Annotated in this window: 15 protein-coding genes; 9 read left to right on the forward strand and 6 right to left on the reverse strand. The window is 69.6% G+C overall.

What is annotated here, in order from left to right:
- The first annotated feature begins 25 nt into the window (after positions 1-25).
- Entirely contained in the window at positions 26-880 is an 855-nt protein-coding gene (locus JOL79_RS21295; protein ID WP_210157636.1) for an alpha/beta fold hydrolase, read from the forward strand.
- A 340-nt stretch (positions 881-1,220) separates the two neighbouring features.
- Here JOL79_RS21295 and JOL79_RS21300 read toward each other — a convergent pair whose 3' ends face one another.
- Complete coding sequence (locus JOL79_RS21300) at positions 1,221-1,619, reverse strand: VOC family protein (RefSeq protein WP_210157637.1); 399 nt, start codon at positions 1,617-1,619, stop codon at positions 1,221-1,223.
- A gap of 92 nt (positions 1,620-1,711) precedes the next feature.
- Between JOL79_RS21300 and JOL79_RS21305 the strand changes: the two genes are divergently transcribed.
- Positions 1,712-2,728 (forward strand): helix-turn-helix transcriptional regulator, encoded by a 1,017-nt coding sequence (locus JOL79_RS21305; RefSeq protein ID WP_210157638.1) that lies wholly within the window; start codon positions 1,712-1,714, stop codon positions 2,726-2,728.
- A gap of 30 nt (positions 2,729-2,758) precedes the next feature.
- On the opposite strand, the gene JOL79_RS21310 is transcribed toward JOL79_RS21305, so the two are convergent.
- Positions 2,759-3,643, reverse strand: coding sequence for an NAD(P)H-binding protein (locus JOL79_RS21310; protein WP_210157639.1), 885 nt, complete (start codon positions 3,641-3,643; stop codon positions 2,759-2,761).
- 81 nt (positions 3,644-3,724) lie between these two features.
- Here JOL79_RS21310 and JOL79_RS21315 point away from each other — a divergent pair, with 81 nt between their 5' ends.
- From JOL79_RS21315 to JOL79_RS21330, 4 genes are all read left to right on the forward strand, one after another.
- Positions 3,725-4,288 carry a TetR/AcrR family transcriptional regulator gene (locus JOL79_RS21315; protein ID WP_210157640.1) on the forward strand — a complete coding sequence of 188 codons (564 nt, stop codon included), beginning with the start codon at positions 3,725-3,727 and terminating at the stop codon, positions 4,286-4,288.
- A 186-nt stretch (positions 4,289-4,474) separates the two neighbouring features.
- Complete coding sequence (locus tag JOL79_RS21320; RefSeq protein ID WP_210157641.1) at positions 4,475-4,969, forward strand: hypothetical protein; 495 nt, start codon at positions 4,475-4,477, stop codon at positions 4,967-4,969.
- Positions 4,970-5,887 carry an oxidoreductase gene (locus JOL79_RS21325; protein ID WP_307848654.1) on the forward strand — a complete coding sequence of 306 codons (918 nt, stop codon included), beginning with the start codon at positions 4,970-4,972 and terminating at the stop codon, positions 5,885-5,887.
- 49 nt (positions 5,888-5,936) lie between these two features.
- A complete protein-coding gene (locus tag JOL79_RS21330) occupies positions 5,937-7,292 on the forward strand; it encodes a hypothetical protein (protein ID WP_210157642.1) in 1,356 nt (451 codons plus the stop codon).
- Between the two features lie 69 nt (positions 7,293-7,361).
- Here JOL79_RS21330 and JOL79_RS21335 read toward each other — a convergent pair whose 3' ends face one another.
- The gene (locus JOL79_RS21335) at positions 7,362-8,228 is read right to left on the reverse strand and encodes an SDR family oxidoreductase (RefSeq protein WP_210157643.1); all 867 of its coding nucleotides are present in this window, start codon (positions 8,226-8,228) and stop codon (positions 7,362-7,364) included.
- A 93-nt stretch (positions 8,229-8,321) separates the two neighbouring features.
- On the opposite strand from JOL79_RS21335, the gene JOL79_RS21340 reads away from it, so the two are divergent.
- Entirely contained in the window at positions 8,322-8,741 is a 420-nt protein-coding gene (locus JOL79_RS21340) for a MarR family winged helix-turn-helix transcriptional regulator (protein ID WP_210157644.1), read from the forward strand.
- Positions 8,742-8,766: 25 nt separating this feature from the next.
- On the opposite strand, the gene JOL79_RS21345 is transcribed toward JOL79_RS21340, so the two are convergent.
- From JOL79_RS21345 to JOL79_RS21355, 3 genes are all read right to left on the reverse strand, one after another.
- Positions 8,767-9,333, reverse strand: a complete 567-nt coding sequence (locus tag JOL79_RS21345) for a hypothetical protein (RefSeq protein WP_210157645.1) — start codon at positions 9,331-9,333, stop codon at positions 8,767-8,769.
- Positions 9,334-9,557: 224 nt separating this feature from the next.
- Entirely contained in the window at positions 9,558-10,193 is a 636-nt protein-coding gene (locus JOL79_RS21350) for a transcriptional regulator (RefSeq protein ID WP_210157646.1), read from the reverse strand.
- The gene (locus JOL79_RS21355; RefSeq protein ID WP_210157647.1) at positions 10,190-10,585 is read right to left on the reverse strand and encodes a DNA-binding protein; all 396 of its coding nucleotides are present in this window, start codon (positions 10,583-10,585) and stop codon (positions 10,190-10,192) included. The genes JOL79_RS21350 and JOL79_RS21355 overlap by 4 nt, the downstream gene beginning before the upstream one ends.
- Positions 10,586-10,644: 59 nt before the next feature.
- Here JOL79_RS21355 and JOL79_RS21360 point away from each other — a divergent pair, with 59 nt between their 5' ends.
- Together JOL79_RS21360 and JOL79_RS21365 are read left to right on the forward strand one after the other, a co-directional pair.
- Positions 10,645-11,892 carry a PEP/pyruvate-binding domain-containing protein gene (locus JOL79_RS21360; RefSeq protein ID WP_210157648.1) on the forward strand — a complete coding sequence of 416 codons (1,248 nt, stop codon included), beginning with the start codon at positions 10,645-10,647 and terminating at the stop codon, positions 11,890-11,892.
- Between the two features lie 44 nt (positions 11,893-11,936).
- Positions 11,937-12,551 carry a histidine phosphatase family protein gene (locus JOL79_RS21365; RefSeq protein WP_210157649.1) on the forward strand — a complete coding sequence of 205 codons (615 nt, stop codon included), beginning with the start codon at positions 11,937-11,939 and terminating at the stop codon, positions 12,549-12,551.
- Positions 12,552-12,622 lie beyond the last annotated feature (71 nt).

A 12,622-nucleotide genomic window follows, 5' to 3' on the forward strand; every position in this document is an offset into this window, starting at 1 on the left:
CGGGCAACGGAGAAACGAGAGCACCATGTCTGATCTGGCCACCCAGGTGGTGACATCGGCGGATGGTACGTCCGTCGAGTACCTCATTGCGGGGCGCGGGCCCCATGTCATCGTGGTCCCCGGAGCGCTCGCCGTGGCGTCCGACCTCACCGCTTTGGCCAGGCTCTTGGCGGCCCGGCACACCGTGCACGTAGTGCAGCGGCGCGGCCGTGGCGGCAGCGGTCCACAGGGCGACCGGTACGGCATCGCACGGGAGTGCGAGGACATCGAGGCGGTGCGCGCGCGAACCGGCGCGCGGCTGATCTTCGGGCACAGCTTCGGCGGACTGGTGGCCCTGCGAGCCGCGTGCGGCAACACGGGGTTCGACGCCGTCGCCGTCTACGAGCCCGGAGTGTCCGCCGACGGGTCGATCCCGGTCGACTGGATCGATCGGGCGCGCCGCGAGATCTCCGAGGGCGCAGACTTCGAGTCATTTATCACCTTCGTCCGCGGGGTCAACCCAGAGCAGTCGGGACGGGTTCCACGCTGGCTTCTCCGGATCATCCTGCGGCACGCGATCCCCCGCGCCGAGTTGCGGCAGAACCTCGCGCTCATGCCTCAGGCGATCAGCGAGCACGTCGAGGTGGGGCGGTTCGACGGCCGGTTGGCCGACTACCGCGAGATCGCCGCGGCCACTCTGATCATGAGCGGCAAGGGCCGTGACACCGGCCGGCAGGCCGTCGCCCTCACCCGGCTCGCCGGGACGATTCCCCGCTCCGAGACCGCGACCTTCCGCACACTTGACCACTTCGCGCCGGAGAAGAAGCCCGGCGAGATCGCGGATGCCATCCTGCGGTTCTTCGCCGCGCACGCCCGGACGGGCACGCAGATCGGGGGATGACCCGCGCTCCTGGACGGGGCGCGCCGGCCGGACACGGCGCAGCTCGCCCGGGTGGGGATGAATAAGCCATGCCCACTCGTGCGGAAGGCCGCGGCCTGGGTAGTGGTTGCTGCGGCGTCGGCGGCACCGGCGTCTCCTGCCCGGCCGGCCTTGCGGTCGGCGCGGCCCGCGGCCCCGCCCGCCGCGCTCGGGTGGGGCCGGTCTACGCAGAGAGTGCGCGCGGCAGGCGCGGCGTGATTCCGTCAATGACGCTGTGGACGAGGCGCCGCTCAGCGGAAGCGCCGACATCGTTGGGGTCCGGCAGTCGCACCGGAGGCGCCTGCCGGTGGTCGCGTCGTCGTCAGTGAGCGAACTTCTCGATGGCGGCCGGGGTGACAGGCGTGAAGAAGTTGACAAGGTTGCCGTCGGGATCGCGCAACAGGAGTGACCGGTTGCCCCAGGGCATCGTCGTGGGGCTGTTGACGAACTCCTCGACGAAGCCGGCCAGGTTCTGATGCACGCCGTCCACGTCGTCGACGAGGAACTCGATGATCACGGTGTGGTTGTCGGCCGGACGGGCGGCGCCAGGCGCGAAGAGCGGGACGGTGCGGGTGCTGCCGATCGCGAGGGTGGCGGAGGTGGTTCTGAGCTCGGCGAAGTCTTCGGTGGCCCAGGTGGCCTGCACTCCCGTTGCTCGCTCGTAGAAGCCGACGAGACGCGCGACATCATCCGTGATGACGCGGATCGAAACGAAATCCATTGGATCTCCCTGGTCTGTGGGGCCGTTCTGCTGAGCAGGCTAGGGCGAATACTGGACAGAAACGGCCCCGTATTGTCACTAAGTTGTGTGACATGGCTCGACCTACTCATCGCGTGCTCACCCTGCTGGAACTCCTGCAGTCGGGCGGCATCCGGACGATGGCCGAGCTCGCCGACCGGCTCGGGGTCGACGAGCGCACCGTGCGGCGGTACGTGGACCACCTGATCGACCTCGACGTGCCTGTCGAGTCGGTGCGGGGCCGGTACGGCGGGTACCGGCTCGCCCCCGGATACCGCATGCCTCCGCTCATGCTGAGCGACGACGAGGCGCTCGCCGTGCTGCTCGGCCTGGTCGCCGGTCGCCGGTCAGGCTTGACGACGACGACGGGCACGGCGAGTGAGACGGCGGCGGCCAAGATCCGGCGGGTCCTGCCCGAGCAGCTCGCCCGCAGGCTCGACACCGTGATCGAGTCCCTCGCCTTCACGGCTCCGCCCGGCGAGTTCGCCACCCCGGAGACCGGGGTCCTGCTCTCCATCGCCGATGCGGTGCGCAATCACCGGCCGATCTCGATCAGATACACCGCCGCCGACGGCCGGCGCAGCGAACGCACGCTGCATCCTTACGGGCTCGTCGCTCATGCGGGCCGGTGGTATGTCACGGGCGCGGATGCCGGGATCGGCGAGGATCGGACCTTCCGGCTGGATCGCATCGCGGACGCGAGGACCCTACCCGGTTCGTTTGAGCCGCCCGCCGGGCTTGATCCGGCGCAGCGCGTTCTGTCAGGGCTCGCCAAGGCCATGTACCGGCATGAAGTGGTCCTGCGCATCCAGGGAACGGTCGAGCAGATCCGCGCCCGGCTCCCCGCCAGCGTCGCGACTGTGGAGGAGCCCACGCCCGCGGGAGGCACAGATCCCGAGACAGAAGGTTGGCTCCGCGTCGAATTGCGAGCGGAGCGGCTCGACTGGTTGCCACCGGTGCTCGCGTCGCTCGACCGGCCGTTCGTCATCGAGCGGCCGGACGACCTCCGCGGCCTTGTCGCCGCGCTCGCGGACCGGCTCGCGGCCTCCGCCCGCAGTGTCCCACCTCCGCCAGGCACAGTTGTCGCCTGAAGTGAACCGCTACCACCGGCAGTGCCCGCGTCAGGGCGCCTGAACGTCCGCGGCGGGCTTGAGCACGTCCCTGCACCAGCTGCGGAAGTCCGTCGGTGTGGGCTTGGCGGTCGCCCAGTCCGCGTCGTAGACGCCGTGGTCCTGTGCGGCGAACGCCTCGGTCACGTCCTTGACTGCCGTGTCGCCGGCGCCTCGCGAGCGGAGGAGCGACGCGTAGTCGTCCAGGCTCATACGACGATAGGTGACCGGACGCCCGAGTTCCTGGCTGATCACCTCGGCCATGCCGTCAGGGGTCAGTCGGTCGGGGCCGAACACGGGGAGGTTCTCCTGCCCGGTCCAGGACAGATCGGTGAGCAGGTTGGCGGCGGTGCCGGCGATGTCCCGCGTCGCGATCAGCGCCAGCGGCAGGTCTCCCGCACAGGTCAGGTAGAACGCCCCGTTCGTACGGATCGCATCGAGTTGCCCGAGGAGGTTCTCCATGTAGAAGGGCATGGACAACGCTCGGTACGCCGCCCCGGACTTGGCGAGTTCGGCGTCCATCGCGAACGCCGCCGAGAGGACGCCGGCTGGTGTCGGCCAGCCGTGCCCGGCGCTGGAGACCCCGACGACGTGACCGACATCGTGGCGGGCGACGGCAGCGGAGCCCGCCCGGGCGAAACTGAGATAGTGCTCCTCGGCGCTCGGCGCCTGCGGGTTCGGCGGGACGAGCCAGAACAGCGCATCGACTCCGGGCAGTGCCTTGTCGAGCACGGCCGGATCGTCATGGGAGCCGTCGATGGTCTCGACCCGTCGGCGAACCGTGTGATCCAGACGCGAGGCGTCACGAACGATGACCCGGACCTCCTCTCCCTGATGAAGCAATTGACGGACCAACTGCGTGCCGATCTGTCCTGTCGGTGTGGTGACGACGATCAACGGATCTCCCCTAACCTGAACCTGAACTCCGGTTCCGAATATATACGGCGTCCGACGCTCGTCAACTAAAGTGGAGTGACCATGACCGCTCCCGAACGCTCGCTGCGCGCCGACGCCCGCCGCAACCGCGAGGCCGTCCTCGATGCCGCCGCCGAGCTGTTCGCCCAGCGAGGCGACGCCGTACAGATGGACGAGATCGCCGAGCGTGCCGGTTTGGGAGTCGGCACCCTCTACCGGCACTTCGTCGACAAGCGAGCGCTACTCGCGGCGATCATCGGCCGCCGGTTCGAGGCGATAACCACCCTCGCCCGCGCCGCCGACGAGGCCCAGGATCCGTGGGTGGCGTTCGAGACGCTGCTCTACGGCTATCTGGAGTCCGCGGAGGCCGACGCCGCATTCCGCTTCGCGCTCCTCGGCCCGGAAGAGCCGAGCTGGAACGACATCGCCGCCGAGAAGACGGATTTCTCGGCGATCACCGAACGCATCGTGCGGCGCGCCGTCGACGCCGGCCGCCTCCGGGAAGACTTTCGCGCCGATGACTTCGTCCTCATCACCCGTGGTGCCATGGCCAACATGACCGGCGCCGGTGCCTGGCGCAGGCACGTCACGCTTGTGCTCGAGGGCATCCGCGGTCCCGAACTCTGATCATCGCTCACTTCGATTGAGTCGTGGCTGCCGCTCGTAGTGAAGCGGCCGATGATCTTGACGCGGCGAGCCGAGGGCCGCCTTTCACTCCGATCGCGGAGCGTCGGCGAGGATGCGCGATCCTGGCTACTTGACGATTGTCGACAAGTACTTGATGCTTGGCGTCAAGTAGAAGGAGGGGGCGGGATGGACGAGCGCCATGCCCTGGCCGAGGATCTTCGCCGGGTTGTCGGCTCCAGGGTGCTCGACGCCCTGGACATCCTGTTCGACCCGGACGAGCTGTCCGGAACGGGTGAGCGGCTCCGCGAACTGCTTGGGGTCAAAAGCCGAAGCTGGGCGGACGTGCTGCTCGGCGAGGACGACCGGGAGGCGGCTTTCCTGGCGATCCGCCTGGTGAGCGGGTTGTATCCAGGCGATGCGCCGTTCGACCCGCCGGCCGCCTGGTGGGGCACGCCACTGGGCCGGGCGGTCGCCCGGCGCGCGGGGCACCCGGCCGCGACCGCGGTGCCGGTCTCGGTCGCCGCGGCGATGCTCGGCATCACCCGCCAGGGGGTGCACGACCTGGTGCGGCGGCGCAAGCTCGAACGCGATCCAGACGGCGCTATCACCACGGCGTCGATCCAGGCCCGCCTTTCCCGCAGCCGCGGTGGCCAAGCCGTGGCCGACGCGAGGAGACACTAAGTGACCGTTCCCGCTGACAAGATCCTTCATCTGGCGGACGACCTGACCGTGGGGCGACTCGGCTACGGGGCGATGCAACTGCCCGGTCCCGGCGTGTGGGGGCCGCCGCGCGACCACACCACAGCGCTGGCCGTCCTGCGCCGGGCGGTGGAGCTGGGCGTCAGCCATATCGACACGAGCGACTTCTACGGCCCGCATGTGGCCAACGACCTGATCAAAGAGGCCCTGCACCCCTACCCCGACCACCTGGTCATCGCCACCAAGGTCGGCGTGGTCCGCGATGAGTGGCACGGCTTCGAGGCGGCTGCGGAGCCGCAGCGGCTGCGTGAGCAAGTCGACGAGAACCTGCTGCGGCTGGGCCGAGACCGGTTGGACCTGGTCTACCTGCGGGTGGGCGGAGACGGGCTGCTGTTTCCCAGCGAGGCGCCCTTCGCCGAGTCCTTCGAAGCCCTGGCCGAACTGCGGCAGCGCGGGCTGATCCGGCACCTCGGGCTCAGCGGCGTGACGGTGGCCCAGCTGGCCGAGGCCCGTGCGATCGCGCCCGTGGCCGCGGTGCAGAACCGCTTGCACCTGTTCGATCGCTCAGGAGCCGATGTTCTGTCCGCGTGCGAGGATGCCGGCATCGCGTTCACCGCCTACTTCCCGCTCGCCGCCGGAATGCTCCGCCCCGGCCTGGACCTGTCGCAGGCCCCGCCCGGCATGGCCCCTTCCGCCGCGCAGTTGGCCGTGCTCGACGAGATCGGCGGCCGGTACGGCGCGACCCGAATCCAGGCGGCGCTCGCCTGGCTGCTCGGTCATTCCCCGGTCACCCTGGCCATCCCGGGCACCTCCTCACTCGTCCACCTGGAGGAGAACATGGCGGCGGCCGATCTGGTCCTTTCGGATGACGACCTCGCCGTTTTGAACAAGCTCGCCTGAGAACGGCATGGGCGCGCAGCCTTGAGCTCCGGCGTGCGAGACTCCCGGCATGAAACCGGCGAGTTGGGCATTGGCCGTGCTGATGGTGGCCGTCGCCGGTTGCGCGTTCTATCCCGATGCGACCCCCGCCGATCGCGCTTCCACGCCTGCCACCTTCGGTGGGAGTACGTCCTCGCCTGGCCGCGTCGCCGGTGCGGGGACGATGGCCGTGATCTCGACGCCCCCAGCCGATGCTACGAAGCTTCAGCCGTTGCCGGCCCAACCGGCGAGGTGCGCGCAGCCGCCGGAGGGCCGCGACGACCTGCGTGCGTCCGATGTACCGACGGCGTGGCGCACGCTCTGGATTGATCGCGACCGGGGATCCATGGACCTGCTCGCCGTGGCCGCCGACGGCACGGTCTGGACCACATTCTGGGAAGAAAGGGAACGCGGAAGCGCCTTGGAAGGTAGGAGCGGTGGCGTGCGCCGTTGGGACGGCGGCGCATGGGAGACGTTTGAGATTCCTCCCTTTCCCCATCGTGGCGGGCAGTCGATCGTCGCGCTCGCCGCCGCCTCAGTAGATGAAGCCTGGGTGTTTGGCAACTCCAGTGACAGGAAGGGGGCGGACACGATGGGCTTCATCGGCACCTACGAGGGCGGCCGGTGGCGTTCGGAGGTACTGGAGAAGCCGGCGGCCGACGTGATCGGGTGGGCCTATACCGCCGCGCGATCCGTTGGAGCGGACCGCACGTGGACGGTGAACGGGCAGGTGGGGCTGCTGTGGACGGGGCAGGAATGGCAGTACCATCACCTACCCGCCGAGGCGGGGGCGCTCAGCTCGGAGGACGAACAGGTCTGGGCCGTGACCGGGGACCATGACAGGCAGCCGGCGGCGATGCGCTGGGAGCAGGCGGGCTGGCGCCTGATCGGGGTGCCCGTCCTGGAAACGCCGGACCACGACGTGTCGCGCAGCACGCTCCGGGATGTCGTCGTGATCGGTCCCGATGACGTGTGGGTCGTGGGCGGGGTCTCATGGTTGATGGAGCACGAGTACGACGATGACCGCGAGCCACTGGAAAGGGGCCGCCCGGTGGCTCTGCACTGGAACGGGAGGTCGTGGACCTGCCACTGGGGTCCGCTGGGGTCGAGCTTGGGGCGCCCTGCTTGGAGGATAACGACGTTTGGCCAGGCAGAGCCCGATGGCAGGGGCGGCCTGTGGGTGCTCGGCCGCGGCGACCTGGTCTGGCATCTGTCCGACGGGAGCTGGACGCGCCATCGCGTGCCCGTGCCGGCGGGGTACGCGGCAGCGGTCAACTCTCTGGCTCGGCGACCCGGTACGAGTCAGGTCTACGCAGTAGGCTCGGTGACCTTGGAGAAGAGGGGCGCCTTCGACGTCTCCCACGCCGCCCTCTGGCGTGCAGGCTAGGGACGCGATAGAAACACGGGCGGGAGTAGTTCTGTCTGCTCCCCGTGTTCGGGGCTTGCGTCGGTTGCTCTACTCGGGTTCGCCGTCGAGGCGCAGCGCGTTGGCGTTCCGGGCGCACCAGTCGGCGAAGGTGCGAGGGCGGCGGCCGAGCAGGCGTCGCACGGTGTCGGTCCGCACTCCGGTCGTGTCCGCCCGCATGATCGCCGCGGCTTCGAGGATCGCGTCGGCAAGGGGCTTGGGCGCGCCGTTGGGATAGCGAGAGCGGACGATCTCTTCGGGGGAGGCGGCCGGGCGGACCTCGATGTCGCGGCCGATGGTGTCAGCGATGATCTCGACCTGTTCGGCGATGGTGAGCGCCTCATCCCCGGTGAGGGTGTAGATCTCGCCCTCATGGCCGTCCTCGGTCAGCACGAGGCGGGCGACGGCGGCGATGTCGGCCGGATCGATCGATGCGGCCCGGCCCGGTCCGATCGCGTCGAGGACGAATCCCTCCTTCTTGATGGACGGTACCCATTCCAGGGCGTTGGTCGTGAAACCGCCGGGACGCAGGATCGTGGCCGGTATGCCAGACATGCGCAGGAGCTGCTCGCGTTGGTGGTGCCAGCGGCCCATGGCGGGTACCGGATCGCCGGAAGCCCAGATGGACGACAGCAGCACGATGTGACGCACTCCGGCGGTGCGGGCGGCGGTGATGGCGTTGGCGGCCTGGTCGATGCCGATGCCCGGGGTGAGCAGGAACAGCCGGTCGATGCCGTTGAAGGCGGGGCTGAGCGTCGCGGGATCGTCCAGGTCGCCGACCACGCGCTCGGCGCTTGCGGGGAGGCCGGACGCACGGGCCGGGTCGCGGACGAGGACGCGGAACTCCGCGTTTCTTGCATCGAGCTCACGGGCCAGCTCGCGGCCGATTCTGCCGGTGGCTCCGGTCACAAGTATCATCGGTGCTCCTAGTCGTTTGCCGTCTAGCGATCGAGACCGAACGTTAGCCGGTTCATGATTAGCCGTCAATCGACCTGCTGTCCGGAGGTGGCGGTGACCGAGTTCCTCGACCTGCACAGCAAAACGACGAAGGTGCTGCGTGCGCTGGTCGAGACCGCTCTGCGCCGCCATGGCCTGCACCAGGGGCAGGATCATCTGCTCGCGGCATTGTGGGAGCGCGATGGCAGCACGCCCGGCGAAATCGCCGCCGCCCTGCATGTCACCACGCCCACGGTCGTCAAAATGGCGACCCGGATGAGCGCCGCCGGCCTGCTCACCCGTCGCCGGGACGAACGCGACAGCAGGCTGGTCAGACTCTGGCTGACCGACGCGGGCCGGGCGCTTCGGGAGCCGGTCGAGGCCGAACGCCGCAGCCTGGAAGAGAAGGTCACCGCCGATCTGACCGAGGCCGAGCGCCGCCATCTGCTGACCGCACTAACCAAGATCTACAAGTCGGGCGGCGACCTGCTGTGACCGCAGAGCCGGACGGCTCAGTCGATCAGTAGGCGCACTGCACCACGACGTCGTCGAGATCGACCTGCGCGGCGTGCCAGTACGGGTCCCGCTGCCCCACGGCGAACCGCAGCACGACGTCGGAGCGTTGCGCCGTCCAGCTCACCGTCTGGAGCTCCCAGCCGTGGACCCAGTCCTGGGTGATCGACTTCAGCGCGATGTACGTCCACGTGTCGGGGTCGATCACCTCGAGGTTGAATGAGGCCTCTTCCCCCCACAACTCCGTCCAGACGCCGGCGGTGCATCGTGCCCCCGGGTGAATGCTCACCGGCGTGAGCTGGATGGTCCGCCCCAGCGCGCACCAGTCGCCCTTCGTGTAGGCCCACATGCTGGCCCAGCCGCTCCCCGTACGCGGCGTGCTCGACGGGCCGCTGAAAACAGGCCCGCCGCACCCCCCGTTCGCGGTGAACGTCCATCTGGACGCCGGATTCGTCGACGGCTCGAAGCCGTCGGTGAGCTGCCAGATCCCCGCGGACGCGGGCCCCGCCGGTACGAGAGTCGCTGCGACGGCGATGACCGCCGCCATCAACGCACGCGACAATCCTGAACGCATGTGTGAACTCCCACGTCTCGACCCGAAACCAAGAAATATGGTTCACGTCGAGAGAGTTCCACTCACGACGACACCGTCATTGTGGCGGCTGCCGCGGAGGTGTCAAGAGAATGGAGTCTGTCCCGTAATCGGGGTAACCAGATCTGGATGGAACGAAATTCCGGCCGAATAGCCGAAGCCGTACGCCTAAGAAAACCCGGGCTGCGGACGGCGGAATGGCGGGGTCAGGGCTCCGCGTGCCGGTCGAGACCGAGCGTGGCGATGAGGTCTTCGTGGAGCTCGAACCAGACGCGGTGGCAGGAGTCCACGTCGGTTTGGTCGACCCAGGCGCCGTCCCCGGCTCGGGCTCGCGTCAGGGCTGTGGTGAATCGTGTGTCATATCCGCGGAACCGCGTGAGGACGCGGCCGAGCCGGTCGGCGAGTGGGGTGAGTGCCCGGTCGACGCAGGCGAGCTCATGAAGCACTCCGGCGTCCCAGGCGGGATCGGAGTGGTCGTTGACGGCGAGCCGATCGTCGGTGGTGGGCCGGAGTTGCCAGTCCGTGCAGGCCTGTAGCAGGAGGGTGTTCAGCGGCAGGAACCTGCGGTAGACGTCTCGGACCTCGTCGGCCGCGCCGACGAGGGTGAGCTCGTCCGCGAGCCGGCGCTCGTTCTCGGCCCGGCCCGGCTCGGTCAGCGACCAGCCTCCGGTGCCGGCGAAGGCGGTGTGCTCAACCCAGCCACGTGCCTCGGCGTCACGCAGCAGTTCTTCGGTCGTGGCCACGTCGAGTCCGTAGCGACGAGCGACCACCGGAGTGTCCGCGAACCCGGTGACGCGCACGGCGTGCAGGACCAGGAGTTCGACCGTGGAGTCGCGCGTCACGAGCCGGCCTCCCGTCGCGCTGTCAGGCGCGTGTATCGCTGCTGGCACGCCTGCGGGGAGTTGAACCCCATCGCGTGTGCCATCTGCGCCCAGCTCAGCCCCGCGCTGCGGGCCGTGAAAAGCAGGCCGGCTTCGAGTCCTTCGACCTCGGCGCGCGCGGCGGGCAGGAGGGCGAGCGCGCTCAGGATGTCTTCAGGGGCTAGGTCGGCCCAGCGCCAGAGGGCGAAGTGCGCGAGGTCGACCGCCGACGGCGGGGCCGGGGAGGGGCGCCACGGGCGGGCGTCGAGCTCATCCGCGCCCAGGCTCAGAAGCCGGTCACGCGCGTCCCGCTCACGCTGGGCCTGGGCGTGGTCGGCGTGAACGCTGTGAGCGCTGTCGTGCTTGCGTTCCATGCGTCTCAGAATGCACAATCAACAAATTGTTGTCAACGTTCTGTTGAAGGGCCGGATGGATGATCGTACCTCTCGTGGAGGCTGTCGCCGATACCTGCGGGGGCAAGGCCGGCGCACTCGGCGTGTTGCTCCGCGCGGGTCTGCCGGTTCCCGACGGCTTCGTCGTCTCGTTCGCCGCCTACCTCGCCGCCGTCCGCGACCTGGACCTCGGGCGATTCGCCGGCGAGCCGGGCGACGCCGACGCGGCGCGGCGGACGATCGAGGCCCGCCCGGTCCACGCCGCCGTGATCGATGCGCTGGGACGCGCGCTCGACCAGCTTGGCGATCCCCCCGTGGCGGTGAGGTCGTCGGCGGCCGGCGAAGACACCGGTCAGGCGTCGGCGGCCGGTCAGCATGAGAGCTTTCTCGCCGTGCACGGAGTCGGTGAGGTCGCCGAGTCCGTACGTGCCTGCTGGGCCTCGCTCTTCTCGCCGCGTGCCGTCGCCTACCGGGCCGCCGCCGGCCGTGACGGCCGACCGTCCGACGATCTTGTGATGGCCGTCATCGTCCAACGCCATCTGGACGCCGAGGTGTCCGGGGTCATGTTCACACCCGTGGACCCGAACGCCCCGACCCGGATCGAGGCGTCCTGGGGTCTCGGGCCCAGCGTCGTCGAGGGCAAGGTCACCCCTGACACCTATCGCGTCGCCGGGGACGGGTCGGTCATTCGCACCGTCGCGGACAAACGGACACGCCTTGACCGGCGCGGCACACAACTCGTCGTCCGCGACGTCCTCACCGTGACCCGGAACCAGCCGACGCTCGATGACGTGACCGCCGCGCAACTGGCCGAGCTGGGCGAACAGATCGCTGCCGTACTCGGTGGGCCACAGGACATCGAGTGGGCGATCGCCGGCGGCCGCATCTGGATTCTGCAGGCACGGCCGGTCACCGCGGCACTCCCGCCACCGGTATCGCCGTCCGGCGCCTCCGACATCCCCGCCGCCACGCTCACCGGAACGCCGGGCAGCCACGGGACCGTGACCGGCACCGCGAGGATCGTCCGTGGTCGCGGCGACTTCGCGCGGGTGCGCCCGGGCGACATCCTCGTCTGCCCCTTCACCGACCCCGCCTGGACGCCGCTGCTCCGCATCGCCGCAGGCGTCGTCACCGAAACCGGAGGCGTGCTCTCGCACGCCGCGATCGTCGCCCGAGAGCACGCCATCCCCGCCGTCCTCGGCATCCCGAACGCGACGAGCAGGCTCCGCGACGACACCGTCATCACCATCGACGGCGCCACCGGCACCGTCACGGCGACAGACGCGTGACTGATCACTTCCATGCCCGCACGGACCCCGCTCCCAAGCTACGCATGACCACTCGACGCCTTTACCTGGCACGTCACGGCGCGGCGGACGCGTTCGGGGAACTCACCGACATCGGGCGCCGGCAGGCGGGCCTGCTGGGCGAACGACTCGCCGGAGTGCCGGTCGACGCCGTGTGGCACTCTCCGCTACCGCGTGCCACAGCAAGCGCGTACGAGCTCGCCCGTCATCTGCCGAACGCGCCCGTGGCAGAGGCCGCCGAACTCGTCGACCATGTGCCCTACGTTCCCAGCGTGGCCGAAACGCCCCCATCGTGGGTCGGCTTCTTCGACGGCTACGACGAGACCGAGGCGGCGTCGGGGCAGAGGCTGGCCGAGGCCCTGGTCGCCCGGTTCGCGAAGGTCACCGACGCGACCGCGAAAGGGAGCCGGCCCGGCACACATGAGGTCCTGGTGACGCACGCCTACCCGATCGCGTGGCTGGTGCGGCACGCACTGGACGCGCCGCCGGCCCGATGGCTCGGGTTGAACAGTGCCAACGCCGCGCTGACGGTCATCGAGTACCGCGACGGCCTGCCGCCCACAATCGTGATGTTCAACGACACGAGCCACCTCCCGCGCGACCTCCGCTGGACCGGGTTCCCCGAAGGCATCAGGCCGTGAGGTGGCTCCCCTGCCATCCGTACGCGCCGAGGGGGGTCCGAGAAGGGCCGGGGGTGGCGCCCGAGCGGGCG

It is taken from the genome of Microbispora oryzae (assembly GCF_017896165.1).
Taxonomy (GTDB): domain Bacteria; phylum Actinomycetota; class Actinomycetes; order Streptosporangiales; family Streptosporangiaceae; genus Microbispora; species Microbispora oryzae.

Bases quoted from the DNA above. Each gene is read 5' to 3' on its own strand.
- JOL79_RS21295 (WP_210157636.1), top strand. From the start codon at position 26: ATGTCTGATCTGGCCACCCAGGTGGTGACATCGGCGGATGGTACGTCC.
- JOL79_RS21300 (WP_210157637.1), bottom strand. From the start codon at position 1,619: ATGGATTTCGTTTCGATCCGCGTCATCACGGATGATGTCGCGCGTCTC.
- JOL79_RS21305 (WP_210157638.1), top strand. From the start codon at position 1,712: ATGGCTCGACCTACTCATCGCGTGCTCACCCTGCTGGAACTCCTGCAG.
- JOL79_RS21315 (WP_210157640.1), top strand. From the start codon at position 3,725: ATGACCGCTCCCGAACGCTCGCTGCGCGCCGACGCCCGCCGCAACCGC.
- JOL79_RS21320 (WP_210157641.1), top strand. From the start codon at position 4,475: ATGGACGAGCGCCATGCCCTGGCCGAGGATCTTCGCCGGGTTGTCGGC.
- JOL79_RS21330 (WP_210157642.1), top strand. From the start codon at position 5,937: ATGAAACCGGCGAGTTGGGCATTGGCCGTGCTGATGGTGGCCGTCGCC.
- JOL79_RS21335 (WP_210157643.1), bottom strand. From the start codon at position 8,228: ATGATACTTGTGACCGGAGCCACCGGCAGAATCGGCCGCGAGCTGGCC.
- JOL79_RS21345 (WP_210157645.1), bottom strand. From the start codon at position 9,333: ATGCGTTCAGGATTGTCGCGTGCGTTGATGGCGGCGGTCATCGCCGTC.
- JOL79_RS21355 (WP_210157647.1), bottom strand. From the start codon at position 10,585: ATGGAACGCAAGCACGACAGCGCTCACAGCGTTCACGCCGACCACGCC.
- JOL79_RS21360 (WP_210157648.1), top strand. From the start codon at position 10,645: ATGATCGTACCTCTCGTGGAGGCTGTCGCCGATACCTGCGGGGGCAAG.
- JOL79_RS21365 (WP_210157649.1), top strand. From the start codon at position 11,937: ATGACCACTCGACGCCTTTACCTGGCACGTCACGGCGCGGCGGACGCG.